Origin of the sequence: Mucilaginibacter sp., assembly GCF_035492695.1 — a bacterium.
Taxonomy (GTDB): Bacteria; Bacteroidota; Bacteroidia; order Sphingobacteriales; family Sphingobacteriaceae; genus Mucilaginibacter.
Map to the genome: position 1 here is coordinate 92295 of NZ_DATJJC010000022.1, position 26583 is coordinate 118877.

Below are 26583 nucleotides of genomic sequence, written 5' to 3' on the forward strand. Positions count from 1 at the left end.
CGCAGGAACATGATCACATTTTTCCCCATATCACCCGGAAGCAGGCTATTCACAGCCAACCAGGTACCCGGCGCGAATGAGCACCTGGCTTATTTTTTGCCGGTCGGGAACATTCCTGCTACGATAAGTTTTGCCGAATCGTGGAGCCAATACCGGGGTTATTATTTGTTCACAAGATCAAAAGCCGACTCTTCTGTTGAAAGCTGGCTCGTTTCCAAATTTCCGACACCGCCGCTCCAAAGCTCAATAATATGGCTGGAGGTAACAACTGCAGATAAACAAACTACCGTAGTGCCAATCGGCAGCGACAGTATGGTGATGGAGTCCGTACAAGTAAATCTTAACAACTATAGTTTGACCATCCTGCCTGGGAGCGTCGTTTATCCAACTGTCAACCGTGAGCCCGTTTCTGTAGCCGGGCTTAATAACGCCGATGGTTTTGCAATTGTGATACCTAAGGCACAACGGTCAAGTAATAATTTATACATACCACTTACAGGTACTATGTGCGGGTGCTTGCTATGCCAGGCCATGATAGCTGACTTTACCGACGGCATAAATTCGGGATGGGATATTGCCCTGCGTTATTTTATATATACCGACGTTGGGATAGTATCCCAGCGCTATCCGATATACAATTTAGGCGTGGAAGGCGGTAATTATGTGATGTTCGACATGTGCTGGGATCCTACCGATGCTCTTAATTCGGAACGGACGTACCTCGCATTTAACGGTATAAATCTTAAACTTGACCTCCCTCCAAACGGCAGGGGAACTGTAAAACCATTAAACGACAGAGGCGCCTTAAAAACATTTTACAGAACCCGCTACGGCGAAGAGATCGTTTTCTATCCCGTTACAACCGGCGATGACAATGCGAAGCTGGTGTTTCAGTCGCGGCCCGGTGAAGCCAGTATTGACGATTACTACCTGGTGCCACAAGGGACATTCGAATTAGGGGTACTAACCGCTGGGGGGGAACTGCCTGTATCTCCCTCGCAGGAGTACTATTTGCTGTGCGGTTTGGCGGGTACCGAATACTTTGGTTTCAGGTCGAAAACCACTACTGCCCCGGGCGATCTGATCTCATTTTTTCCCAACCAGCCTGCGTATGCACCGGCGTTCCCTTTAAAAGATAATAACAGTGCCGTTACAGGTAATTTATTAGGTAATAAATATACTACCGCGTGGGCAAAAATTATACCAAGAGAGTCTTCGCAGCCCGTCAAATATTATATACAGCCCCAAAATAATGCACTCTATGGTCCAACCGGTCCAACAGCGTATGGGCCGATACAAATGTATTTTCAAACCCCCGCGCTTTATTTTGCACCCTCCGGGCCTACCGGCATTACCGGACCGACAGGTCCAACTGGTCCAACTGGGCCTACAGGGCCAACTGGAAAGGGTGAGCACAAGTATATTCAGGCAAATCCGCTCTATCCTGCGTTTCTCGGACCGACAGGTATTACAGGGCCGACAGGTATTACAGGGCCGACAGGTATTACCGGGCCAACCGGCCCAACTTATTACAGTGGTTTCCCAATGGTACCCTATGCTGGCGTGGCGCCAAACGACACCATACCCTATTTAAAACCTTTCGCGCCAACGAGCGCCACAGGTATAAATGGGCCTACGGGCTCAGCGGGTCACGACCTTGCTGATTTTGAATACTATATTATCAATCCATTCAGGCGCTCCACCCTTCTTTCCAATCATTTTGTTCATAAGGAAAGAGACCTGGCCGCTACGGACAACCTGAAAGCAACTATCACATCGCAGGGCTTGCTTGCACAGATAGATACGTCTACGGGCCAATGGGCGACGTTATTGCTGGCAAGGAACCAATCGGTGTCCGGCGATATCGACCTTTTGCAATTTGGTAATTTAAACGGTCAGCTAAAGATGGCCTTCCAGGTCGATCAGCAATTCCTGGTCATAACCACCGCCGATGAGTTGGGCGCCCTTGTAAATAATTCACCTTTGGGGCCTTATTTTAATAATTCCATTTCTATTGAGGGCTGGCCATTTATATTCAATCTTCCGTTAAAAAGCGATGTACAAGCCGGCAATTATTCCAACGTATTAATATTCAAGTTCTGCAAGGGATCGATCCTCGAACGTGTACAGAAAACCAAGTCGTGGTCAGATCCTTCCGTGTTCAATGCGGGGGGCGACCAGGGAGTTAGTGCTCTCTCTGCCTGGTTGAAAGGTTATATCACCGATCCGGTTACCCAAAGCGACCCCGATTTTGCTCAATTTAACAGTATAGTTAATGATCCTGACTGGAACGGGATACTGGGCCTGAAAGTTGATATCAATATACAGGACTTCCCCGAGCAATTACAGGGTCTGCTGGCGGGTATTAACCTTAGCCAGTTTAACGCGCATCACTTTGGTATACAGGTTAACCACCCCCATGTTTCGTCGGGCAGCCTTCAGATCGCGCCCAAAAGCTCATTGTTTGGGTTGATCTATTATGTAAACAACTCCGGTTGGAACCAGGCAAACGCGTCGCATACCGATTTCGGATTTTCAGTGTTGATACTCAAAGTGTTGTTTGAAAATTCGAAGATCAAAAATTTCGTTGGCAAAATACAGCTAACTATTAACTCACTATTTGGCAACGACGTTGTAAACACATTAAATAACGGCGGAACGGTAGTTCAGAATAACATTGTTTTCAACAGCAGTTTTGAAGACCACGACGGGTCGCCCGTTTATACATTCACCGAAGCAGGTGACACAAAATTTTTCATCGATAATGTTATGCTCAATTATGTTGAGATAACGCAGGCCACATTTAATACATTACTGTCAAAAAGATCCGGCCCAACCGGCCCGTCTTTTAAAAATAATTACCCGGCTTCTATAGGTCCTGGTGGAATAACGGGTCCGACCGGGCCAACGGGCCCCACCGGGCCTGGTAAACAGGTTCATTCGCGCTTTTCGTTTTGGGGGTACATGAGTTTCAACACGTTAATTGGCTCTGAAGGACCTACCGGTTCGACTGGCCCAATTCCCGAGGTTGACCTGTTCTCCTATGGACCCGACGATAACGTAACTGCAAATAAAACAGGGCTGGCATTTTCCAACATGTGGGTCGATCTTGATTTTCCATTAAGCACGCCAGCTAATGCTATCTATACTTTCGACACCAGCAGCATGGCATTTGACCCGGGTCAAAGCATCAGCCGCAAAGGGTCGCTTGTCCAAAAACTGCCCTTGCAGATAACCGGAATTACATCCGGCGACACTAAAGCATTAGGCAGCCAGGGATACATGTTAACCGAGGTCGACCTCTGGTCGGCTAAAGCGGATGGAGCCCTGGGACCTAAGTTGGTAAATCCTAAAAACCTTTATGCGCTTGTTTTTGACCTGAACCTGGGCAGCCTTGGCGACCTGGTTGGAAAATCATCATTCAACGCACGCCTCGCAGTAGCGTGGGGAACGGATGCGGCAGTGGGTAACCAATACCCGGTGGCAATAGGAATGGCCCTGCCGGGCATAAACAGTACCGGGCAAATGCTGAACCTTGAAGGTGTACTAACGGTAACATTATCCGACATCCAACTGATATACAACCCTGACGTGCAAGCGTATTTGATAAAACTGACGGATATAGCCCTAAAACTTCTGGGCCTTCAGCTGCCGCCGTCCAGTAATATTGACTTTTTCATTTTCGGTGACCCAAGCGGTCAGACCAATATGCTCGGCTGGTATGGCGCTTATCAGAAAACCGGGGCGACGGGAAGTACTTCAAAACAAATAGCAAATAATTATTAACGCAAAAAAAATCAACGATTATGGCACGAGTGGTTTGGTGGAACATGTACAACTTTGCAATTAATAAAATTGCGGACCCCCACCATGCTGTACCGTCACAAGACCGGCTGGCGCAGATCAGGCGTGTGTTTACCAATACACAGCCGGATATTTTTGTCATGCTTGAATTGCATAACCGGAGCGTAGGAGTTGCGGGCACCCTGGTAAACAACCTCACAAGCGGTGGGCGAGGCGCAATACGATTGTTGACGGAGATTCGGCAAGCCACCGGTAATAACAATTGGTTCATGGTTCCACCAATAGTAACAGGGGCGGGAGGAAAAGCAGAAGGGGTGGGGGTTTATTACAATGGCAACACAGTACGATTTACCGGCCCCTGGCAGTGCAATGGACAAACTACAGGTATGGCCGTGGGAGCTCCTCAACAATATCCGGCTGCCTGGGCCAATTTAACGCTTAATAACAATAACACACTCGGTGGACAATGGAATTACAAGCCTTTGCAACCCGCTAAAAAGAAGCAGAAGAAAACAGCAAACAACAATAACTCAGATATAAATTTCCCTATTAAGGGTGAAAGGGCCCCGTGGCTCACCACTTTCACCGAAGTAATTGGAGGCCGGGAACTGGAAATATTTGGGCTTCATGCACCGGCGCCCGGCCCAAATGCAATTTTGGGAACGGCAGCCATACTAAATGTGGATGAATTTACCGGTGCCGAAGCAGCAAACGTGGCAAGAGCGCTGGGCGGAGATTTTAATGTCGACGCGAATAGTGCCCCAAAGGCCAACAACCCCTACCAGCAAATAGCGGCAGCGGGATATCAGTGGGTATTTAGCACGAAAGTGCCTCAAGTTCCGGCGGTATTTTACAGAACCTCGATGCGAACTGTTGGAGCAGCTTCCTTAAACGGTATTTATCCCGATTATGGTTATGGAGTAAATGCCTACGATCAAATATTTGTGAGAGGTCAAACAGTTACCGACCCCGCTACCACGCAACGCATCATTAACCCTGTAGCCGGTACAAGCGCGCCCCCGCAGGCCAATGATTCGGGCTATCCGAATACGCCTCTCAGGAATGCATTAATAGGATATGGCTACCCCGCAGCACAACCTGCGGCTAATGGAACGGCGGCATTTTCCACGCCAACAGAAATGGGGCAAGACATTCCTACCATCCTTGCCGGTGCCGGACCTGCAGCAGCATTTAAACTATGGGCCAATTATGGAAAAATACGAAGTCTGAGTGATCACCTTGCAGTTGTGATCGATCTGTGATTCAAAAAAAATTAAAGAAATGAGCTTAGTAGACCTGGCTAATACTTTTCGGAACCAGCTTTCATCGGGGGATACAATTACCCTTGATAGTGCTTCACTATCGTCTTCGGGCGCTGTGAATATTGCCGGCCTGATAAGCCTGATGGAAAAACAGCTCGATATTACCGCCCCCGGCTCCATTGCTATTTCAGGGTTGCAAAGCGCTGATATTCCTGTTCCGGTTAGATCTTTAGCAATAATCAAAGGGACAAGTACCTTTTTGAATACGCAACTGCAGGTAAATAACCTGGTGTTTACATTAGATGGAAGCAATAACCTGGACTTTTATCTCGAAGTGACGATCACGGACCTTAACTGGACGTTTGGCAAAAGTTTTCCGAGCGGCGCAACGTTTACAGAACTCGACGGCTTTTACAAAAATGCTGAATTTATCTTTTCCACCTATACCCTGCTCCCCTGGCCCGGGCATCCGCATCTTTCCCTGAAACAAGGATTGAATTTCTATTCGGAACTGGACCTGAAGGACCCAACGTCGCCCATATTTGTGCTCGGGGCTTTCCTTGCCTTTTTCAGCGGCGGGGCCGCCGGCAGTACGCCCAGTTTATTCGGGCAGATCGATATAGCAAATACTATACAGGGGGATGCGTCGCAGGCATCGCTGCCCACGATCAACTTAGTAACCCCGAATATTAGCCAGTCAGCCGATTCATTTAATTTATTTGGTTTCCTGCATGTTAAAAATCCAAGGATAGCTGTAAAAACAATAACGTTTGAAGACGAAGAACCATCATCCTAAATACCTGGCCAATGCAATATTCAAAAATAGAGTTGTCTTTTGATTTAGATATTACGATAGGTACCGATCTTACCCTGACATTGTCTGCGGGTATTATACCCGGTTCGGGGTTCCTGATGTTCCGCATTACGCCTGATCCTAACAACCCGCCGACAATAGACCAGGTATTTGAATTGATGGCGGGCAATAACTGGTCAGACCTGATACCGGGGCCTCTGCAATTTGCGCTGGATGAAATTGTCTTCCAGGGTTTCCTCGCTACAGTATACTACAATCTTCAAAAACCTTCGTTCGAGTTGTCGTCCATTGCCGTAAGCATCGGTTCAAACCCGAATCGCAAAATACCGCTATTTGGCCCTTTTAAGGAGTTTATTTACCGCTTTATATGGACAGTTTTGAACCCGACCAACGAGGCTACCAGAAGCAGCGTAGCTAATTTTTTTGCGGAAGTTCCGGTGGAACTTACCCCGAGCTCCACAGGAACGATAGAGGTGGAAATTATTACCTAATGAACTATCAATGATTACTGAAAAATAATTGAATATGAACGATGGTATAATAGCAGGCGGCAGTTTCAAGGGGAACTTAAAATTAGGTGATCTGATAAGCGCTTTCACCGGCGGTGCTATCAAAATTCCCGATCATTGGAATGTTGAGTTTACGGACATTAACGGCCAGGTTGATACCGGAGGTAAAACCTATTCCGTTGGCGCTACTGCAAATGTTGAACTCCAGCTGTTTGGAGACACCTCGCTTATTATTCAACAGGCGTATTTCGAGATCAACGCCAATTATGGCCAGGAGGCCGGCGGCGACAATGTTTTCAACGCCACTATGGGTGGCCTTTTCGGTATAGGAGATATAACTACACAAGAAGGTGTTTTTGTGATGCTGACGGCCGTCTATAACAGCGAAGGTGGTGAATGGACATGGGATATAGACGCAGTAACTGAACAGCCCATACAGCTAAGTACGCTGGTAAACCAGCTTTTTAACAGCTTCGGCCTTCCTGACTTCATACCAGGCGACCTGGTACTGAACCGCATGGAGTTTAAGGCTATGCTGGCCAAGGGCAAGGAAAATATCTATGCGTTTTCGATAGATATTGGCTGGCAATATGAAACCCGTTATTTAACCATCGATATTCCGCATGCCGGCTTAAATCTAAATTATGATGGCAACGCTGAACCGGGGAAGCAATATTCGGGCGATATCTACGGTCAGTTCTTATTAGACATAGATGTCGGAAACGGTATTTCTGTCGATGTAAAACTGAAATACACTTTTACGCCTGATAATAAAGAGCTACAGGTAGAATGGAAAGGGGTGATCGGCACCTATGATTTCACTAACGACACCATAACCATTCAATTCGATAATCTTACGCTGGGCGACCTGATTGTCTCTTTCGTGGAAATGCTTGGCATCGAAAACTTTAAGATCGATTCGCCATGGGACCTGGTCAACGACATTAGTCTCAACGGGTTTGAAGTTATTTTTAATTTGAAAACCAAGCAGGTAACGCTTGAATATACATTACCAAGCTCTATAGACCTTGTATTCATCAATATCAATGGATTTATGCTCACCTGTAACAGTGGAGGTGAGAGCAAAATAAAATTTGGGCTTAATGCTACCTCTCCGCTGGCAGTGCCCGGGGATGAGAGCTGGAATAACCTGCTTGATCCTAACAAAGGACAGGATATTCAAAATATGCCGAGCGTGCCGGGCAAGGGCAGCAGCCTTTTCGACCTTAAGTACCTGGGCCTTGGGCAGCGGGTATCCCTGTTCGACATCACAGATATCAATACGGTTGAACAAGCGACAAGTTACCTGGAAACCGCCTTCCAGCAGCCCGCGGATAATACGTCGTCTGCGCCCGTTGGGCCAACCGGCCCTCCGGGTACGCTCGTATTCGATTCATCGAGCAGTTGGCTTGCCGGTACCCAACTGACCCTGATAGACACTGTAAGTTTTAGTATCGTATTTAACGACCCCAAGCTATATGGTTTATTGATAAGCCTGAGCGGGCAAAAAGCAAAATCGTTTGCCGGGTTGAAATTTGAAATATTATACAAAAAAGTTACCGACACGATCGGCATGTATTACCTGGAACTTACACTTCCGGACGTAATGCGCCATTTGGAGTTTGGCGAGGTATCCATTACGCTTCCTGTTGTCGGGCTTACCATCTATACCGATGGTAAATTTAAGATCGATTTTGGTTTTCCTGCGAGTCTTAACGATTTTTCGCGGTCTTTCACGCTGCAGGCGTTCCCGTTCACCGGTTCCGGGGGATTTTATTTTGCTTATATCGATGCCGTGGCATCGAAACATGTCCCTCAAACATCGAAGGGGACTTTTCACCCGGTTATCGAGTTTGGCATAGCCATGCAGGTTGGGTTGGGCAAAACTATAGATGAAGGAATACTACAAGCAGGCCTGAGCCTAACCATGACAGGTATGGTGCAAGGCAGCCTGGCATGGTATTATGCCAACGATGGCAGCGATTCGGACGATTTCTTTTACTGGCTGCAGGGCACTATGGGTATTGTCGGCAAGCTGTACGGCTCTATTAACTTTGCCATTATAACTGCGTCCCTAACCGTTGAAATATCCGCCAGCATTGCAGCTACGCTTGAATCGTACCACGCCATCCTGCTGACACTCGAGGTTGAAGTTGATGTTGAACTTACCGTTACCATACACATTATTTTCTCTATCAATATACATCTTGGTTTCCACATGAAACTGACCCAGGACCTGACGATAGGCAGCGATAACTTATCTGCCGCGCCATGGTACGATCCCAACAGTAATTATGAACTGCTGTACAAACCTGTTCCAAAAGAGCATCTCACCCGTCTTAACGGTACACCGGGCGCCAGCCACTTGCGGATGATACCCCTTCGGTGGAAAGCTTTCCGATTGGATGAGTCCCAAAAAGAAAACCTGCAGTTTTACTTTGTACCTCACCTCACCGTTTCAACCGGACCAACGGGACCGCAATCGCCGCAGTACGTGGCCATGCTTTATACCGATATTAGTGCAGGGCCCACCGGCCCTACAGGTCCGTCGGCGCCATTGTCATCATTTGAAAAACTGGCAAAGGGTACGCTTATGTGGGTTATTAATACCATGATACATGAGGAGGACGAGGTTATAACCAACAAGACATCCACCGAGGGTATTTCTATCGGGCAACTTCAGAATCTTCTGAATACACTGAACAACAGCTCGACTACCCCTATATCCAACCAGGATATACAGAACTTCCTTACCTCTTATTTCAATATCTACATAGCGCAGCCGGATGAGGTTGAAAGCGCCGAATTGCATGCTACCGTATTCCCGATGTTACCCGGATTGATTCTCAATTACTCAGGAGCGAAGCATCAAATCGACTTTAGTAATTATAACCTGGCCGACAAGGATTATCAAAAAGACATCCAGCATTATTTTGAAAAACTGTTCGTCAATTTTGAGAACAGTCTCGAGAAAAAAAATAACAACGGTGCCGATAAGCAATCCCTTATCAAAAAATCGCTTGACAATATCTCGATGGCCGAATACATATTCCAGGATTTCTTTTTAATGCTGGCGAAAGCGTTGGTTCAGAATGCTATCAACTATATAAAAGGATACCAAATGCTCCTGGTATCCCCGAATGCGGAAAGCTTAAACAGCATTGTTGCTGAGTTTAACAGCATTTATGCACCCGGGGTAACGGGGCCTACTGGAAGCTTTGTGTATAATGATATTGAAATTGCCACGCTGGCAGAACGAAATAAATCGGCAAAACTGGCAACAAACACCTCTTTATATGTGGGCGGATACCCGGTTACCGTACCAAATACCGTTAGCCTGTATCAAATTGCTCAATTATTCAATGTGCCTGTCGCAACACTTGCACAGGTAAATCAAACCACACCCGATATTATTGTTGCGGGCACTATAATTGAGTATTTGGCACCAAATGGCCCCACAGGCGCGTTGCCATACCAGTATACAGTACGACCGGGGGATAACATGCTGGATATAATTGCAGGACTGGGCGGCGGCGTAACCGCGCCGACGGGGCCTACCGGCTATCCGATCACCGTACCGGCCGTGGCGGAATACAATAAGGATAAAAACATTCTGAATGAAAGTGTGCTTACTGTGCCTGCCCGTATTTATGGCATCAAATCGAGCGATACATTCCAGGATATATCGGATAAATATCTTGCAGGACCTACCGGCACCGGAAATTACTTTCATGGAGCATTGGCACTGACCGGCCCAACTGCAAATATCAGCCAGGTAGCCCGGCTAATGAATACCAATAACTATATCCAGGGATTAATTGCACCGGGCACTTCCATAACCGGGCCTACAGGATCGGGTTATTTTTATAAAGCTTCCGGATTGACCGGCCCGACGGGCCCAACCGGTCCAACTGCATACATCGTTCAGCCGGCCGATACTATTCTAACCCTTACACAGGCGTTAAAGCTGACCACCGAACAGCTTGCTGAATATATCAAAGACCGCCCCGTTTTATCTACAGGCAAATCGCTGACCATACCATCTGTCAGTATGAACACAGGACCTACCGGCGGTACTTATACGCTGGATAGCCTGTCGAACAAGTACGGGTTGCCGGTTAACCAGCTGGCTATTTCAAATGCTGGCATTACGGGGATATTTGCAGGCGGTCAGCAACTTCCTGTACCCAATTTGGTGTGTCTTGAATTGAACACGATCATAGACGGTTTAAAAGATAACGGAAGTTATTCCAACCAGGCCGGCCTTGGAGCAAGGGTATTCCTGAGCGGCCTTAATTTGCCTGTCACCAGTCATATTCATATTAACCCTGGCGATCCCGGGTACGGACAGGCAACGGAAGGGTTATATAACCTTACCGGCCAGCAACTGGCCATCAATGATGTGTCCACAAATTATTGGCTTGCAGTTGGCAAATCGGAGCCGGGTTCATTGACCGGTGTTTACTTCGGAGTTGCTCCAACCGGCCCGACAGGTTCAGGCGTTTACAGGAAGGGGCTCGGTATTACTGGCCCTACGGGTCCAACCGGCAGCGGGCTTTATTTCTCGCCCGACCAAAAAGAGGTGGACTGGATAAACGCCGTTGCAAATGAACAATTGACATTAGATGTACCATACGGGCCCCTGCCGTTGTACCAGGAGATCCCGAAACAATATACATTGCGCAACCAGGTGTTGTGGCAATATCCCGGGCAGCTTGTACTTCCGTACAATAATAACTCCGGGCAGGTGGATGCCCAACCAGGTATATGGATGTTCCCGCAGTCGTTACTGAACGACCTGCAAGACCCTGGCCGGCCACAAGGTATTGTACTGGATCTTAAAATGGTGACAAGATCGCGCCCTGGTTTCCCTGTTGTGCGCACTAATATTGATTTTTATGGATGGTCGACATCGATCAATGTAAAAATTAAGAAATTAAACGGCGGAACTGCCATAACCAAGCAAACTTACGAAGTTATCGGCGCCCAGGAATCTGACGTCACCCTGCTTGAGCGCCTGGTTACTTATATGAACACCCAACCCGGGGGCGATAATATCATTTATCAGTTACAGGTATTGTACGCAACCAGCAGCGCTACCAACACGCAAAACGGCCTTCAATCTGAATCGATCGGCGGGGCAAGCTTCATATTAACTCAGGCTAACCTGTCCACGGTAACAAACCCGGATAGTGGTTCATTATTTTCAGGCTTATCACAAACCCAAAATGTTATTAACACATTTGGCAATTTCGTAACTCTTTTGTGGGAGGCAAGCATTGTACGTTCGGGCGGGTATTACCTGTACTACAACGACAATGATTCCAATACCGGTTTGCCGCAGTCGCTGTTTAACCAGGACCAGATCGGCGAGATCACTTTGGTTATTACGTACACCGCTCAGGCGTTTACATCGGGCGTGCAGGACTTTGTGAACAGCGTGACGATCGGAAATAATATCGACAACACGAACTCTGTTGTATATGCTGAAGCACTGGATATTATGACAAGGGTGGCCCATGTTCCACCGGGAAATGTCGGGATAAAATTAACACGTCCTACACCTGATCAATTGGGTATAAACCCTTCCAGCCCCCAGTATTATTTACAGGAAAACTACAACCTTTTGGGTTACCGTTTGGCCGCTACGGGGGGCTTCACGGGCAGTAATGACGGCATGCCGATCAGCTTTGTACAGGCTACAAACCCAACCGGCCCTCCCGGGCCTACAGGACCGTGGGAATACTCACGCGTCATTCCTGTTTTCAAATATTACAATGGCGGGCAGGATCACGAACACCTGTTTGGCCTGACAGGGCCTACCGGCCCGGCAAACAGCGAGAACCCGTACCTTGGTGTAGGAATGACCGCTACAATACAACTGGATTGGATAGATCTGTTTGGCAATAAAACAAAATCTAATCCGGCGTTTAATGATGTACCGGTTCCCGTAGGGTTCATCGATCCCGTGATAGCGATTGCGCAATGCCCAAGCTTGAGCAGCGATTACCTTTATACCAAGGGGGTAACCATGCCAAACCTTGGTATCGAGCTGACTTTCTCAAATGCAAAGTATAAGCCTGTTACGGGTCCATCAGGTATCTCGGGCAGTGCGTTTGTGCCTGGTATCACGGGCCCGACGGGGGCAACCGCTGCAATGAACCATGCTGCCATCGACATCGAAACCTATAAAAAACTCTTTTACCAGGTCACCAGTTTGGGAAACAGTAACGGCGCGGGTATCTATGTCAATACTTCTATCGATCCGGGCAAGGCAATCCCTGTTAGTAATGCGCTTGTCCTGAATTACATTGCTGAGATCTATGATTATCTTCTCGATATCGAAAACGGGAATTTCAACGCACCTTTGCCAGGTGATGATGGTAAATTAAGCTTGAATTTACCAATAACAGATACTAACCCCGACACCATTTTTGAATTGGAGGTATCCGTAACCATTGTACGTGACCGGGCTTTGATCAACAATGACTTCCTGGGTCAGTCAAATGTTCAAAGCAGTACCACTAACGTCAAACCAAAACTGGTTGGCCCTACCGGCGCAACGGGTCCAACAGGCCCGACCGGGCCGCCTGCCAGGACCATGCTTGACTTCGCCAGTAAATTTGAAGATGCTTTCAGTGACATAGCCAATAAAAAACTGGTGAAAGTCGCAACCGGCGATGACAGGTTCAACATAGCAGCAAGCGGCGATGACAAAACCGTTTGGGTGGTGCGTATGGGGCAGCAAAGGGTTAATTTCGCTATTCAACTGGAACAGGGGCCATATTATTTCGCTCCAAAACCATTATCAAATACGCTCCTCTCGTTGAATAACATCCCTACTTATGATTATATCTCAGGACAGGGCCTTACCATGGGGCATCAAAAGAGTTATAGCAGTGTCGACCTGGATAAATGGGGACAACAATTCCTTGCAGCCATGGACGATTTCCTTGCGCCGGAGTTCGCGGTACCTGCCAACATTATCAGCAGCGCCGCCGGCCCGACTGGCCCCTCGGGCTTTTTCGGAGCGATGCCATACACCAACCACCGCTTATACACAGCGGGCGTTACCGGGCCAACGGGTGTATACCAGCGTATCCTTGATGCCAAACAGCAGATCGCGGGCGCAATTGCAAACCAAATTGCTACCATAGTGGGTCCTACAGGGCCAACCGGGGCATCGGTATCCGTGGCTCAGGAAACATTAAAACAGGAGCTTTTGTCTCAGTTGTCAAATGCCTATACCATCAATACCATTATTCAGCACCCGGTGAGTGTAGATGGCGGGAACGGCAGCACGCTGGCGCCAAGATTGTTCGGCAGGCCTGTCACCACACATTCGCAGGGGAATCTCCGCAGGGAACTGATGGCAGTGAATAAAATGTATGGCTTAGGGGCCGATGGCCCGACCGGGGCTGACTATACGCTTTCAACAGCCAAAATTCCTCTTGAACAAACCGGGCAGTCGTGGCTCACTTATACATTTAGCACCAAAGACGCCGCCAAATATCAGAGTATAGATCTGCGGATGAATTATGAGGTCAGCAACATTGAACACCAGATAGGAAACGTACCGGGAATAACAGGATACCAGGCCAGCTCGTGGTTGTCGTTTGTAATCCCGCTTAGTACATCGGGGCTGGAAAGTGTGGGTATGCAGCCTCAAATAGGACCTACAGGCCCGATTGAAATACCGGTTCCGTTGCGCGCATACCCCGCACCGCCATCGTTAAACAGCCAGGGTTTTGTAGCAGGCCCCACTGGCGGTAATAATTGTATTTCGTCTCTGGATCAATTCCTGAAATGGGACTATAATTATAATTACACCGAGGTTACCGCAAGGCAGGACAGCATTCAAACCGTTGTTCAATACAACGTTGAAGGGGTGACGGGCTCCAGGGCATTTTTTGATGAACCCATCACGCTTGATGTCGCTTTAGCTCAATTTATCGATGTGTATGCGGCCATCAGGAATGATTTTGTCAACTCATTGGTTAAAATCAACAGCACCGTAAAAAACACAGGAAGCGATTTTATTACCGCTGCCAGTGCTCTCGAAGCGTTTGCATTTCTTTCAGGAAACATAGCCGATGCATGGCCGCGCTGGGCCGAGGTTGTGAACGAGCGAAAGATCCCGCTCGGCGTAACCAATGCTTATAGCATCAAGGAATCGGACGATAACGGGTTTTTGAAACTGTCGGTGCAATCATTGGCCAAGCCTGCGAACCCGGTTTTCCCGACTGTTTACATAAGCGATTATAATACAACAATGACCGGCCCTGCAGGGCCCACAGGCGCGCCTGTGCCCGTCGGACCGACCAGCCAGGTCAATTACTGGTATGAGAAGGACGGCGCATATCTCGGATACCAGCAGGGTATGAATTATCCGTCGCGAAAAGTTCAGTTCGGCGGGCTTGACATCCTGCAAACTCAGAATGCATGGGGTGGCGTCTCGATAATCCGAAACCTCAATTTGTTTAAAAACCAGCCGGATATCGTAACAAACGACTACTTCGTTTACCAGACGCCGCTCATAAGGCAATCGACACCGCTGATACCGTTGATCGGTATAGAGCAGGCCATTAACATCGCGTGCCTTGGTGGAACCAGCCCGGCTGTAAAATACCTGGCACAGCACTTAAGCGAATTGTTTAGCAACTTGTTAAGTACGGCTTCAGGCCAGCAACTGCTAAAAGTGCAGTGCGAGTATGTTTACACCATCCGCGAAGATTACCTGATAGATAGCGTAGTACTGCCGGTAATGGTAACAGTGCCGCTGCTTTTTAACATAGGTGCCGACTGGAACATTGGCCAGATGCCCTATTGTTCGGCAGGCGACAACAGTTTTGTGTGCCAGCTTACACAAACTATTACCCAGTGGGTGAATAGCAATGGCTTAAGTACCAACACCGGGCCATCACAGAATAACGGGCCATTCCACTACAACGGAAAGCTGATCTTTAAAATCGAGATCTATTCTAAAACCGATAACCGGTTACCTTTATTGCAACTTAATAATCTGTACCTCGAAATAACGAACATTATATGGTGACACCACGGAAGCATAAATTAATGGCTATTTGCCCTGATAATAAACCGGCCTGAGAATGCATGATGATCTGCCCAAAATAAGCTGCCTGACCGTGACGGCAAACAGGCTTATTTTGTTGAAACAAGCTGTTGCCTGTTTTATGGCCCAGACTTATCCGAATAAGGAACTGGTGGTAGTTACCGACGGCACAGCGTATTATAAGCGATGCCTTGCTGATTATGTGCATTCGCTAAGGCGGAGTGATATCAAATTTGTATTTTTAGACGAGGCGGATCATCCTTTAGGTAAACTTAGAAATATATCTATAGAAAACGCCTCGGGCGACGTCATTTGTCAATGGGACGATGATGATCTTTACCATTCGGACAGGCTGCAAATACAATACGATCATATGAAGAAGGAAAATGCCGGAGCATGTTTTTTGGGTGATCAACTGCACTATTTTGCGCAAAGGGGCGAAATTTTTTGGGTTGATTGGATAGCTTCGAACACTATTCACGAAAGAGACCAGCTGTTTCCCGGAAGCATGATGGCGTATAAAGACGACCGTTTCCGTTATCCCGAGGATGGGCATTACGCTCGCACCGGCGAGGATACGGATTATCTTTATCAGCTATACCAACATATAAAAGTTACCCGGCTGCGTCACAGGGGTTATATTTATGTTTACCGGTATCACGGCCAAAATGCGTTTAACCTCGCACATCATGACCTGATCGCGTCTACACATGCATGTTCATTTGAATTTGCCAGAGCAAATGAGGCGGTTCTGCGAAAAGCCTTAAAGCAGTATCAACTGCCCATGCCTTATATTTTCAAGGTGCGCGACAACCGCTCATTTTTCACTTACAACGAATAATTTATCTATGCAAAACGCTGCAAAGGGAACAAACAGGCCAACTATTTGCCTGAACATGATAGTAAAAAATGAGTCGAAGGTCATTCAGCGTTGCCTTGGCTCGTTAAAAAACATTATAGATTACTGGGTTATAGTAGATACCGGTTCGTCGGACGGCACGCAGGAACTCATTCGCTCATTTATGAGCGATGTGCCAGGCGAACTGCACGAACGCCCGTGGATCAATTTTGGGCACAACAGGTCCGAGGCTTTAACGCTGGCCAGGGGGAAAGGGGATTATATATTCATTATCGACGCTGATGAAATAGTAGCGCTTGATCCCGGTTTTGAATGGCGTGGCTTAACCGGGGACTCTTATTTGATAAAATTCCTGGATAACGGTATTACTTATCGCCGTTGCCAACTGGTAAACAATCGCCTTAACTGGCGTTATGAAGGCGTACTGCACGAATATATATATTGCGACGAGGCTGCCACCCCGGGGTTATACGAAGGTATAAGCGTGGTGCGTTTCCTGGATGGCGCCCGATCTTCCGATCCGAATAAATTTAAAAGAGATGCTCTTGTGTTAGAACAGGGTTTGCTTGACGAACCCGGCAATTTACGCTACCTGTTTTACCTGGCCCAAAGTTACAAGGACGCCAATGATATTGACCAGGCAATCAAATATTACACTAAAAGAGCTGAAAAAGGCGGCTGGGATCAGGAGGTGTGGTACTCGTTATACCAGGTTGCCCAGCTGATGGAACGAAGGGGCGATAATTGGGCAAACATACTCGAAGCCTACCTGAAAGCTTACCAGTATTATCCTAAACGTGTGGGCCCGTTGTTCGGTATCATCCGTCATTATATGTATGTGACGGGCGAATTTCAATTGGCGTACATTTTTGCAAAGAAAGCAGTAACAATACCCGAACCCGATGATATCCTTTTTGTCGAAAACGATCTTTACAACTGGTTTGTTCCACTCGAATTTGCAGTTTGCTCCTATTGGGTTGGCGATCAGGCATCCGCTGTAAGCACTAACAATAAACTGCTGCAAAAGAAAGGAATTTCGGCAGAGCTGTTTGTCCGGGTGATCGAGAACCGGAAATTCAGTTTGAATGCCATGTATAAAAAACGTGAGCGGCCGTTGTCGCTCAGGCACACCATCAAGGTTGTGGTCGTATGCCATAACCCTGGCCATTTTCTTGATAACTGCATTGAACGGCTAATGCAACAAACTTATACGGACACGGAATATATTTTTATCGATAACGGTTCTACAGATGGGTCCATTGCCAAAATATCCGGACAAACAGGGATGAAAACCATACGCGAGGACCTGCATTGTGCTATCGATCAGTTAATAGCCCGGCATCTGCCCGGGTTGATCGGGCCGGATGACCTGGTGTACCTGATGCGGGGGCAAGATTGGCTTGCATCAGATTCCGTACTTACCGAGATCAATGAAGAATATAGTAACCGCTATTGTCAGTTGCTGTATTCACAATTTAGAAAAGAGAACGGCCAATACGGCACTTCAATGCCCCTTGTTCCGGCAATTGAAGCAAAGCGGGTACAACTCCAGGAAAGTTACCCGGTTTCCCTTTCGTTAAAGGGAAGCCTTTTGCTTAGCTATTGTTCGTCTGTAAAAGGTACCCGAAAGGTTGCCGAAGGCAATGCCGGTAAAGATTTTTTACTACCGTTTGCTTATAGTTTGATGGAGTTAGCAGGCTTTGAGAATATTCAGTTCGACGATAAGGTTTGGCTGATAAAAAATTGTGACCAGTAATTTTTAAAGGGAAATTGTTACAATGGATGTTGCGCTTTATACAGAAGGACTGCCGTTTACCGGCAACATGATAGATCAACGATCGTTAGGCGGGTCCGAGTCGGCTTTTATTTACCTGGCGCGCGAGTTTGCAAAACAAGGGCATAACGTAACCGCTTTTTGCATTTGTTCGGAAGAGGGCGTTTTCCACGGGGTACAATATCTCAGTCTGGCCGCGTGGGACTCATGGCGCAAAGAGCACACATTCGACATTTTTATCTGTTCCCGGTTTTACCAGGTCTTTCATCAGCCTATAAAAGCAAAAGTAAAGATACTGTGGTGCCACGACCTGTTTACACACGCTATGGCTCCTGACATGAATGCTGTGTTCCCCGGGATCGATCTTATCTATTGCCTTTCCGACTATCACGTGGGTGAAGTGGTAAAAATTTTTCCGCATCAGCAACATAAAATAAAAAAGAGTTTCAACGGCATTGATATCGAAAGTATAAATGAAACCGCCGCTGCGGTGACTGAAAAAAAGAACAAGATCATATTCAACTCCAGGCCCGAACGAGGGTTGACCGAGGCGCTTGAAGCCTACAAATTATTGAATGACCCAAACCTGGAATTTGTCATTTGCTCCTACTTGTATCCTAACGAAGTAGCGGGTGCGCATTATCTCGGGCAGATAGAGGATCTTCAACGGCTTGGATTTAACGTCACACTCCAATCATTCAACAAAAAGGAGCTTTATCGCAATTTGGCGGAAAGTAAATTAGCCATCTATCCGCCGCACTTTCCCGAAACATTTTGCATTTCGGCGGTAGAAGCGCAGGCTTGCGGTACAGCATATTTAACACGGCCTGTGGCAGCCCTGGCAGAGACCGTTGCGTATCACCCGGGGATAGAAAGTGGCTCGGCAGCATTTGCAGCCGAAATGAAAAAAATTCTTGAAAACGATGAGCTCCGGGCCGAAATAGAAAAAGCAGGGCGGCAGCACGTAAGCCAGTTTACATGGGACAAAGTGGCCGACAATTTCCTGCGTGACGCGGCTGAACTGCTGGTAACGGGCGTGACCAAAAATAATGAGGCAGTGGCAAAGAAGAGCCGGGAAACGACAAAAGAAAACCTGCCGCTCATCAGCTGTTTAATGGTTACATCGAACCGGCTTATTTTGCTGAAACAGGCAGTCAATTGTTATATCGACCAAACCTACCCAAAAAAGGAGTTGATCATTGTTGGATCGGGGCAGGAATATTTCAGGAAAGGAGTTGAGGATTACCTTACGTGCATGGGCCGGGACGATATTCATTTTGTGTGGTATGATCAGCAGGATAACAACCTGGGAAGGAAACGCAACCTGTCTATAGACAGTTCAGGCGGCGAGATATTATGCTTGTGGGACGACGACGACCTGTATCATCCTCAACGTCTTGAGTTGCAGTATAATTACATGATACAAAGTAATTCCAAGGCTTGCTTCCTGAGCGACCATCTGCAATTTTTTGAACAGCAACAGGAACTGTTTTGGATAGACTGGACCTTCCAGGACCTTTTAAAAAAACAGGAACAAATGCTTCCGGGCAGCATGATGATCTTTCGTGATGATCGTTTCCGTTACCCCGAAGCGGGTCCCACCTCAGTAAAAGCTGAGGATAATGCTTTTATGGATGGCTTTTATGGAAAAATAAAGGTTGCAACGTTATCTAACCACGGCTTTTTATACATATACCGTTTTCACCAGCGAAATATTCACTCCCAAATGCACCACGAACGCGTAACAGCTTTTGGAAGCCGGGAAAGGGAATACATTCTTGGTCAGCAGCGGCCCTTGTTACAGGCGTTGGATTATTATAAACTGCCAAAGCCCTATTTTTTTAAGGAAAGGAACGGTAATTTGATTTTTGCACATCTTAACTAAGCCATTATCATTTCCGGTTTCAACTTCCAAAACCACCAAAAATTATGTCAATAAACCTATCGCAGATTATTTCAGAATTCCTGAGCTTGCCAGCGAGCGAGCAGCAAATAGCAGCCGAAGCGATCAGGGAAAAAAACAGAAAAAAAAATGCAGGCGATTATAATGACCCTAGGTTAAATGAAGAGCTTTCCCGTAAAGCAGGGATGAGTTCGGCATTCCGTGCGCAAATTGGTGAGTATGCGAGGGCCATTTTGGTAAGCGCGAAGACCGGGCAGTTTCTGGTTGACCCTGAAGATTATGAGATTGGCTACAGGCTGCGGACCACCGGCAGTTACGGCGACGATGAATTAGCACGCATAAAAAATCTTGTCGCAGCAGGCAGCAATGTACTGGTAATCGGGGCGCATGTGGGTACATTGGCTATTCCGATAGCAAAAACATGCGGGGATGTTACAGCAATCGAAGCCAACCCAAACACTTTCAGGCTGCTGGAAATGAATATTCTTTTGAATGATGTACAAAATTGTACAGCCATAAACCTGGCCGCAAATGATAATTTCGAAGAGATCAGCTTCATTGTTAACAGGGTAAATTCGGGAGGCAGCAAACGCAAGCCCCTTGTGGATAATTTTATCTACACCTATGATAACCCTGCCGAGATCATTGTCAGGGCGGCTCCGCTTGATGATCTTTTAGCGGGAACGCCGTTCGAAATCATTATTATGGATATTGAAGGCTCGGAGTATTTTGCTTTAAGAGGGATGCAAAATCTATTGAGAAACTCAAAAACGCTAATTGTGGAGTTTATCCCCCACCACTTGCAAAATGTTAGTGCGATAAGTGTTGACGAACTTCTCGGCTCCATTCCCGGCTTTAGATTTTTGACCGTACCGTCAAAAGGAATAAAAGTGCCTGAAAATGCATTTTCTTTTCTCTTGAATAACATGTATTACCACAATATCAGCGATGACGGAATTATATTCAGCCGGAATTAAGAGTGATTGGGATATGTTTAAATGCCTGAAGCTGAAATGACCCGTGACCAGATAAATTTCCGCATCGTCGGGCCGTGCAGGGGCCCTACCGGTTACGACAACCAGGTAAGGCAGTTATGCAAGGGCCTGGCGGAAAATAAGCGGTTGTTTGAATTTTACGAATTTGCCTGGGGGCCAGTTTCGCTGCCGCAGGACTGGCTTTCACCTCTTTCACAAACACAGCCGCCCTTGCTTGTAAAACCAGGAGTTACATTACACTTTGTAATGCCTCCCCAGGTACAGCCCTGCAACGATACGTATAATGTGAATTTTACCATGTTCGAGGCAAGTACGATTCCCCGTGAATGGGCATTGCACAGCATGCAGCATGATCACGTCATCGTACCGACCGCCTCATCGGCCAACGCCTGGATACGTTCGGGCGTAAGCGAAGATAAAATAAGCATTTGCCCTTTAGGCATCGATAGTGAAATTTTTAAACCCGGTATCCCTGCCGGCAATATTGGCAGGATAAGGGGTAAAGCGGTGCATGAATACCGTACACGGTTACTGAATATATCAGACTTTATCCCACGAAAAAATATCACGGGACTGCTGCTTGCCTGGTTGGATGCCACTACCGATGCCGACGATGCGGTATTAATATTAAAAGCCTGCCTGTACCAGCATGAACTGTATAATTGGCTGCAAAATGAAATAAGGGCAATGGAACGGCGCACAGGCAAAACATTTGAAAAAGCCGCGCCTGTTTTCTGGATCACGGACGTGCTTCATCCAGCCGCTATGCCTTCGCTATACGCCGTTGCAACGCATTACATCAGTATGTCGCATGGCGAAGGGTGGGACCTGCCTATGATGGAAGCGGGCGCCTGCGGGTTACAGTTAATTGCACCCCGGCACAGTGCCTATGAAAATTGGATGGACGAACGGTGGACATGTTTTATACCCTCATACGAAATCGATGTACCTCATTTTTACCCTCCCACCTTATTAAGCGGACTTCGATTCTGGCAGCCCGAACATGACGCCGCGGTTGACATTATTAAACAAGCCGTAAAAGGCCAACAGTTGTGTTCACAATCGGCTGCGGAGGCAATTCGCGGAAGATTTACCTGGGCCAACACTACCAAACAAGTTTTGAATATAATTGATAACGTGTATGGACGGGGAGCATAAACTGGCCTATCGATCGCAAACACACCGGGAGGATGTATTCAACTGTTTCCGGGAAATATGCAGCGCTAAAGTGTATCGTTACACAGTGGCCGGCCATGGATCGCAATTGCTTGAATTGATGCCCGATTTTCGAATATTCGTTTCGGGATATTTCCATTCCCGCCATGCGGTAGAGGCGGGCGCCACCTGGGAATTGAAAGATGAGCCAGATGGTGTTCCGACCCTCGTGATATCGACCGGTAATAACGGATCATCCTACACACTCAGAAAAGACGAGAACGGTGATTGGAAGGGCCAGCAGCTTCTGCAGGCACAACCAGATATATTACTTGAGCCGGTTTACGCCACTTGCACGGAGGAGGAAAAAACATACTATAGATCTTTGCAGGAAAACTTCGTTGCCTCTCTTTCTGACCATCCGATAGCAACAGGCGCAGGAAAGGGTATCATTATACCGGGTGGTGGCGAAAAATATTTCATAGGCGCGTGGGTGCTCATCAACATTTTGCGGGAAACGCTGGGATGTACCTTGCCTATCGAGCTATGGCACCTTGGCACTGATGAGATCCCTGCAAGGTTGGTGCCCGAATTACAAAGGTTGAACGTGCAGTGCTGCGATGCGTATAACGAAGGGAACGCACCAATAATTGGCCAGATGAGCGGGTGGGCGCTAAAACCCTATGCTTTGCTTAACAGCCGGTTTGCGGAAGTACTGTTACTGGATGCAGATAACATTCCTGTCCGCAACCCCGAATACCTTTTCGATGATCCTTCGTTTAAAAAAACAGGCAGTGTTTTTTGGCCAGATTTTGGGGCGCTTAGCGAACACAGACCAATATGGGAGGTTTGCGGCGTTACCTATTACCAGGAAGCGGAATTTGAATCGGGGCAATTGCTTGTCGACCGATTAAAGCACTATAATGCATTGCGGCTCGCCATGTTTTATAATCAGCATAATAATTTTTTTTACCGGCTGGTTAACGGCGATAAGGAAACCTTTCATATGGCCTGGAGGCGGCTGGGTATTGATTATACCATCGTTCCGAAGCCGATTTTACACCTGCATTGTACCATGGTACAGCATGATATGTCGGGCAAACCGCTTTTTCAGCACCGGTATGGCGATAAGTGGCTGAAAGACGATCAAAATTTGACCATCGACGGCTTTATTCACGAGCGCGAATGCAAACAATTTATAAAACTCGCCGAAGAAAAGCTTTATAACAACCGTTGAACGATGGTCATTCTCTTAAATGCCTGATCTCCAAATTGGGCAGGCCCCAGCAGGTTAGTCCCATATCATTGGCAAGAATCCCGAATCCTTCTGTTTCCAATTCACCAAGCCAGTGATTGTCGCGCCTGATGAGCGGATTTCCAAGGCCATAAGGGAATGACGGAAAAATGAGTCCGTCGCGATGTACATCGGCCTTTACCCAAAGCATAGTACCTCCGACGCTATCGAGCCTAACCAGGTTGCCCTCGCCTCTCAGATCGTGCATGTGCCGGCGCCCATGATCGCGCCAGGCGTTCAGATCGAAAGTGGGGCCGCCGTACTCATACACGCAATGAGGGTGCAGGATATCTTTTTCAAAACTCAACAGGGTTTCAATAATATCAGCAGGGTAGTCAAGCAAATCCGAGTCAAGCCACATCACCCATTCCTCTTCCTTCAATGCCCGGAAAAGTAACTGGTTGCGGCTGCGCGCCAAAATGCTTCGGCGTGTTTGCTGAATAGGGGTCCAATAGCGGGGTTGCCCATGTGGAATTTGAAAGCCAAAATCCTTTTTCCAAAGATTAACATCGTTAAAAATTTCTCTCAAATGAGTAAGACGCTCCTTTACATCATTGTACGTCGTATCCTGGCTATCACTTTCAAGAAAGCCCAGCGATATCAATTTTTTTGGATAAGTAAGGTTATTCAACAATCCAAAATATCTTTCCAGATTTTTTGAGGCGTCTTTAAAAGGCGTAAGTATAAGTACCGTTGGGTTGTTCATTATTTCCATAAGAGCCGGATAATTCGACCGGTTCAAAAATTAGCAATTTTTTTTAATAGATTACCCCTGATATGAAATTGGCACTATACAATTGAACGAAGCCAAAACCAGGTCATCGTAAAAATATTGTTGTTGAATACCAGCAATCAAATAACAAAGAAAAACGGATGAACGAAGCAGAAGATCGGGCTTACTACCGGAGTATGCTGGACTCGATAGCGGAACAGGAGGTGAACTTTCCTGCAGATACCTTTAGCGGTAAAGGCATAGTGCTATGCGGGGGTGGCAACTACTTTACGTGTACATGGGTATGTATTAACTTGTTAAGATACCTGGGGTGTACCCTTTCTATAGAAGTTTGGTATAGAGGACCGTCTGAGATGAATGTGAATATGATCAATTGGCTGGAACCCTTAAACGTTAAATGTATAGACGCATACGGGCATGTTGGAATATATGGGGGACACAGGTTAAACGGATGGGAGTTAAAAGCCTATGCAATAGTACATAGCACGTTTGAAGAGGTTTTGTATTTAGATGTCGACAACATACCTGTTAAAGATCCATCGTTTTTGTTTGACAGTATTCAATACTTGTTATCCGGAGCGGTTTTCTGGCCCGATCGCTACTTTGGCAGTGGAACAGGGATACAATGGCTAAAACCCGCCGCATGGTCTGTTTGCGGCGTGGAATACCGTGATGAACCCGAATTTGAGGCAGGCCAACTATTAGTTAATAAAAGAGTCTGCTGGAAACCGCTGCTGTTATCCCTTCATCTAAATGAGCATTCCGGCTTTTACTATCGATGGTTTTACGGCGATAAAGATACCTTCCATATTTCCTGGCATAAGGCCAAACAGCAATATGCCCTTGTGCCCTTCCGCCCGGCCGAAATGGAAAATGGCTGCGGCATTTTTCAACACTATTTCGACGGAAGAATTCTCTTTCAGCACCGCAACAGGGCCAAGTGGAACATTTTTGAAAAGCCTGTTCATGTCAACGGATTTGAGCACGAGGCCGTGTGCGTGTCATTCGTAGAAAAATTGCAAAGTTTATGGAGCGGGGTGGTCAGACACCTGCCTTTTGAATTTACAACATCAGAAAAAGCTGTATATGAAGACATTGTTAAAATAAGAAACTTCAGTTACTTCCTGGAAGGACATGGCACACGCCTGCTTGAGTTAAAACCCGATTTCAGTATAGGACAGGGGCGCGGAGAGATGGAAACGGGATGGATGGTTGAGCAAGACAAAACCGGTAACATAGTACTTATCATTACTAATAACGGCGGCCCTACTTGTTACCTTTATTTAAGCACTAACAATTGTTGGAAAGGAAGGTGGCTTTCATACGACCGTATGGCGGTAAAATTATCTTCTTTTAAATAAAGCACAATATTCTCAAAGTATTTTTCGTGCTTGAATACCAGAGGTTAATTCAACTTTACGCTATTTTTCGCTGATGCCGGCGTACAAATTATTTTTATATATTTAGATTCAAAATCCTGAATCTTAATTTATGCGCTACTTTAAACAGTACGGCTGCAAAAGAACTGGTACAAATTATTTGAGAGCACTATTGCAGCAAAACTTTGAGGACGTTATTGTCTTAATGCATACCCTTGGCGGAAAACATGAATATCCCGTCGATCTGCAAAAATATTTAGAAGAATACCATAACGATCCTGAAGGTTTTGTGATAGCGGCCACTTCAGCTCACCCGGCTGAAACATCGCTTCCGTTTAGCGCAGAACAAACAGCATTTATGAAAGTTCACGCGGCCGGATTGTCAAACGCTGTATCGAACCACCAGATCCATTACCTGGTATCCATAAAAAATCCCTATGCATGGATCAATAGTAACAAAGACCCTGAATCGTGGGTGAATAATAACTACCGCGATATTTTGCTTGCCAATGGAGCATATTCGCATAAGGCAAGGATTAACTTATTGATCAAGCTAAAGTCGCGGGAGTTCAACTCATTATATAGTTCATATTTTGATCTTTCAAAACAATTTCCCGCGCAAACTACGATTGTGCGGTACGAAGATATACTTGCCGATACAGCTGGTTTTCTCAGCGGTCTTAGTCAACGGCTTCGATTAAAAAGCAGCCGGCCCTTTTTTGTCGACATAAAAGGTAGTACGGTGCCCACTGTTTGGGACCAGGAATTTACTGCAGACAAAAACAACGATGAATTTACACGGGATTATTACCTGAAGGAGAATTACCTTAACGACCTGTCTTCCGACATAATAACGATCCTTGAAGCAGAAATAGATTGGGATCTAATGAAAAACTATGGTTATTATAAGCTTAATTAACAGGCGTTTCACAATAAACCCTGCTATTTAGTATGTACACACCCAGTCCATATAAAGAGTGGTCATAGTAATTATATAAGCGTACAAAATATAAATGAAAGAGCGATGGT

Annotated in this window: 14 protein-coding genes; 13 read left to right on the top strand and 1 reads right to left on the bottom strand. The window is 46.6% G+C overall.

Annotation, left to right across the window (positions count from 1 at the left end; all coding sequences use genetic code 11):
* Positions 1 to 9: 9 nt before the first annotated feature.
* The 11 genes from VL525_RS14430 to VL525_RS14480 are packed head-to-tail and all read left to right on the top strand — an operon-like array spanning position 10 to position 23385.
* Entirely contained in the window at positions 10 to 3786 is a 3777-nt protein-coding gene (locus tag VL525_RS14430; RefSeq protein WP_325387736.1) for a hypothetical protein, read from the top strand.
* A 20-nt stretch (positions 3787 to 3806) separates the two neighbouring features.
* Positions 3807 to 5066, top strand: a complete 1260-nt coding sequence (locus VL525_RS14435; RefSeq protein ID WP_325387737.1) for an endonuclease/exonuclease/phosphatase family protein — start codon at positions 3807 to 3809, stop codon at positions 5064 to 5066.
* A gap of 19 nt (positions 5067 to 5085) precedes the next feature.
* Positions 5086 to 5862 carry a hypothetical protein gene (locus tag VL525_RS14440; protein ID WP_325387738.1) on the top strand — a complete coding sequence of 259 codons (777 nt, stop codon included), beginning with the start codon at positions 5086 to 5088 and terminating at the stop codon, positions 5860 to 5862.
* Between the two features lie 11 nt (positions 5863 to 5873).
* Positions 5874 to 6371, top strand: coding sequence for a hypothetical protein (locus VL525_RS14445; protein WP_325387739.1), 498 nt, complete (start codon positions 5874 to 5876; stop codon positions 6369 to 6371).
* 34 nt (positions 6372 to 6405) lie between these two features.
* A complete protein-coding gene (locus VL525_RS14450) occupies positions 6406 to 15444 on the top strand; it encodes a LysM peptidoglycan-binding domain-containing protein (RefSeq protein WP_325387740.1) in 9039 nt (3012 codons plus the stop codon).
* Positions 15445 to 15499: 55 nt separating this feature from the next.
* Positions 15500 to 16303, top strand: a complete 804-nt coding sequence (locus tag VL525_RS14455; RefSeq protein ID WP_325387741.1) for a glycosyltransferase family A protein — start codon at positions 15500 to 15502, stop codon at positions 16301 to 16303.
* 7 nt (positions 16304 to 16310) lie between these two features.
* Positions 16311 to 18077 (top strand): glycosyltransferase, encoded by a 1767-nt coding sequence (locus tag VL525_RS14460; protein ID WP_325387742.1) that lies wholly within the window; start codon positions 16311 to 16313, stop codon positions 18075 to 18077.
* A 22-nt stretch (positions 18078 to 18099) separates the two neighbouring features.
* Positions 18100 to 19980, top strand: coding sequence for a glycosyltransferase (locus VL525_RS14465; protein WP_325387743.1), 1881 nt, complete (start codon positions 18100 to 18102; stop codon positions 19978 to 19980).
* Between the two features lie 44 nt (positions 19981 to 20024).
* The gene (locus tag VL525_RS14470) at positions 20025 to 20975 is read left to right on the top strand and encodes an FkbM family methyltransferase (protein WP_325387744.1); all 951 of its coding nucleotides are present in this window, start codon (positions 20025 to 20027) and stop codon (positions 20973 to 20975) included.
* Positions 20976 to 20996: 21 nt separating this feature from the next.
* On the top strand, positions 20997 to 22151 hold the full coding sequence (locus VL525_RS14475) for a hypothetical protein (RefSeq protein WP_325387745.1): 1155 nt from the start codon (positions 20997 to 20999) through the stop codon (positions 22149 to 22151).
* A complete protein-coding gene (locus VL525_RS14480) occupies positions 22135 to 23385 on the top strand; it encodes a hypothetical protein (RefSeq protein WP_325387746.1) in 1251 nt (416 codons plus the stop codon). Before VL525_RS14475 ends, VL525_RS14480 begins: the two co-directional genes overlap by 17 nt.
* A 7-nt stretch (positions 23386 to 23392) precedes the next feature.
* Here the strand turns inward: VL525_RS14480 and VL525_RS14485 are convergent, their stop codons facing one another.
* Positions 23393 to 24157 carry a hypothetical protein gene (locus VL525_RS14485; protein WP_325387747.1) on the bottom strand — a complete coding sequence of 255 codons (765 nt, stop codon included), beginning with the start codon at positions 24155 to 24157 and terminating at the stop codon, positions 23393 to 23395.
* Between the two features lie 158 nt (positions 24158 to 24315).
* Here VL525_RS14485 and VL525_RS14490 point away from each other — a divergent pair, with 158 nt between their 5' ends.
* Together VL525_RS14490 and VL525_RS14495 are read left to right on the top strand one after the other, a co-directional pair.
* On the top strand, positions 24316 to 25536 hold the full coding sequence (locus VL525_RS14490; protein ID WP_325387748.1) for a hypothetical protein: 1221 nt from the start codon (positions 24316 to 24318) through the stop codon (positions 25534 to 25536).
* Positions 25537 to 25666: 130 nt separating this feature from the next.
* The gene (locus VL525_RS14495; protein WP_325387749.1) at positions 25667 to 26473 is read left to right on the top strand and encodes a hypothetical protein; all 807 of its coding nucleotides are present in this window, start codon (positions 25667 to 25669) and stop codon (positions 26471 to 26473) included.
* Positions 26474 to 26583 lie beyond the last annotated feature (110 nt).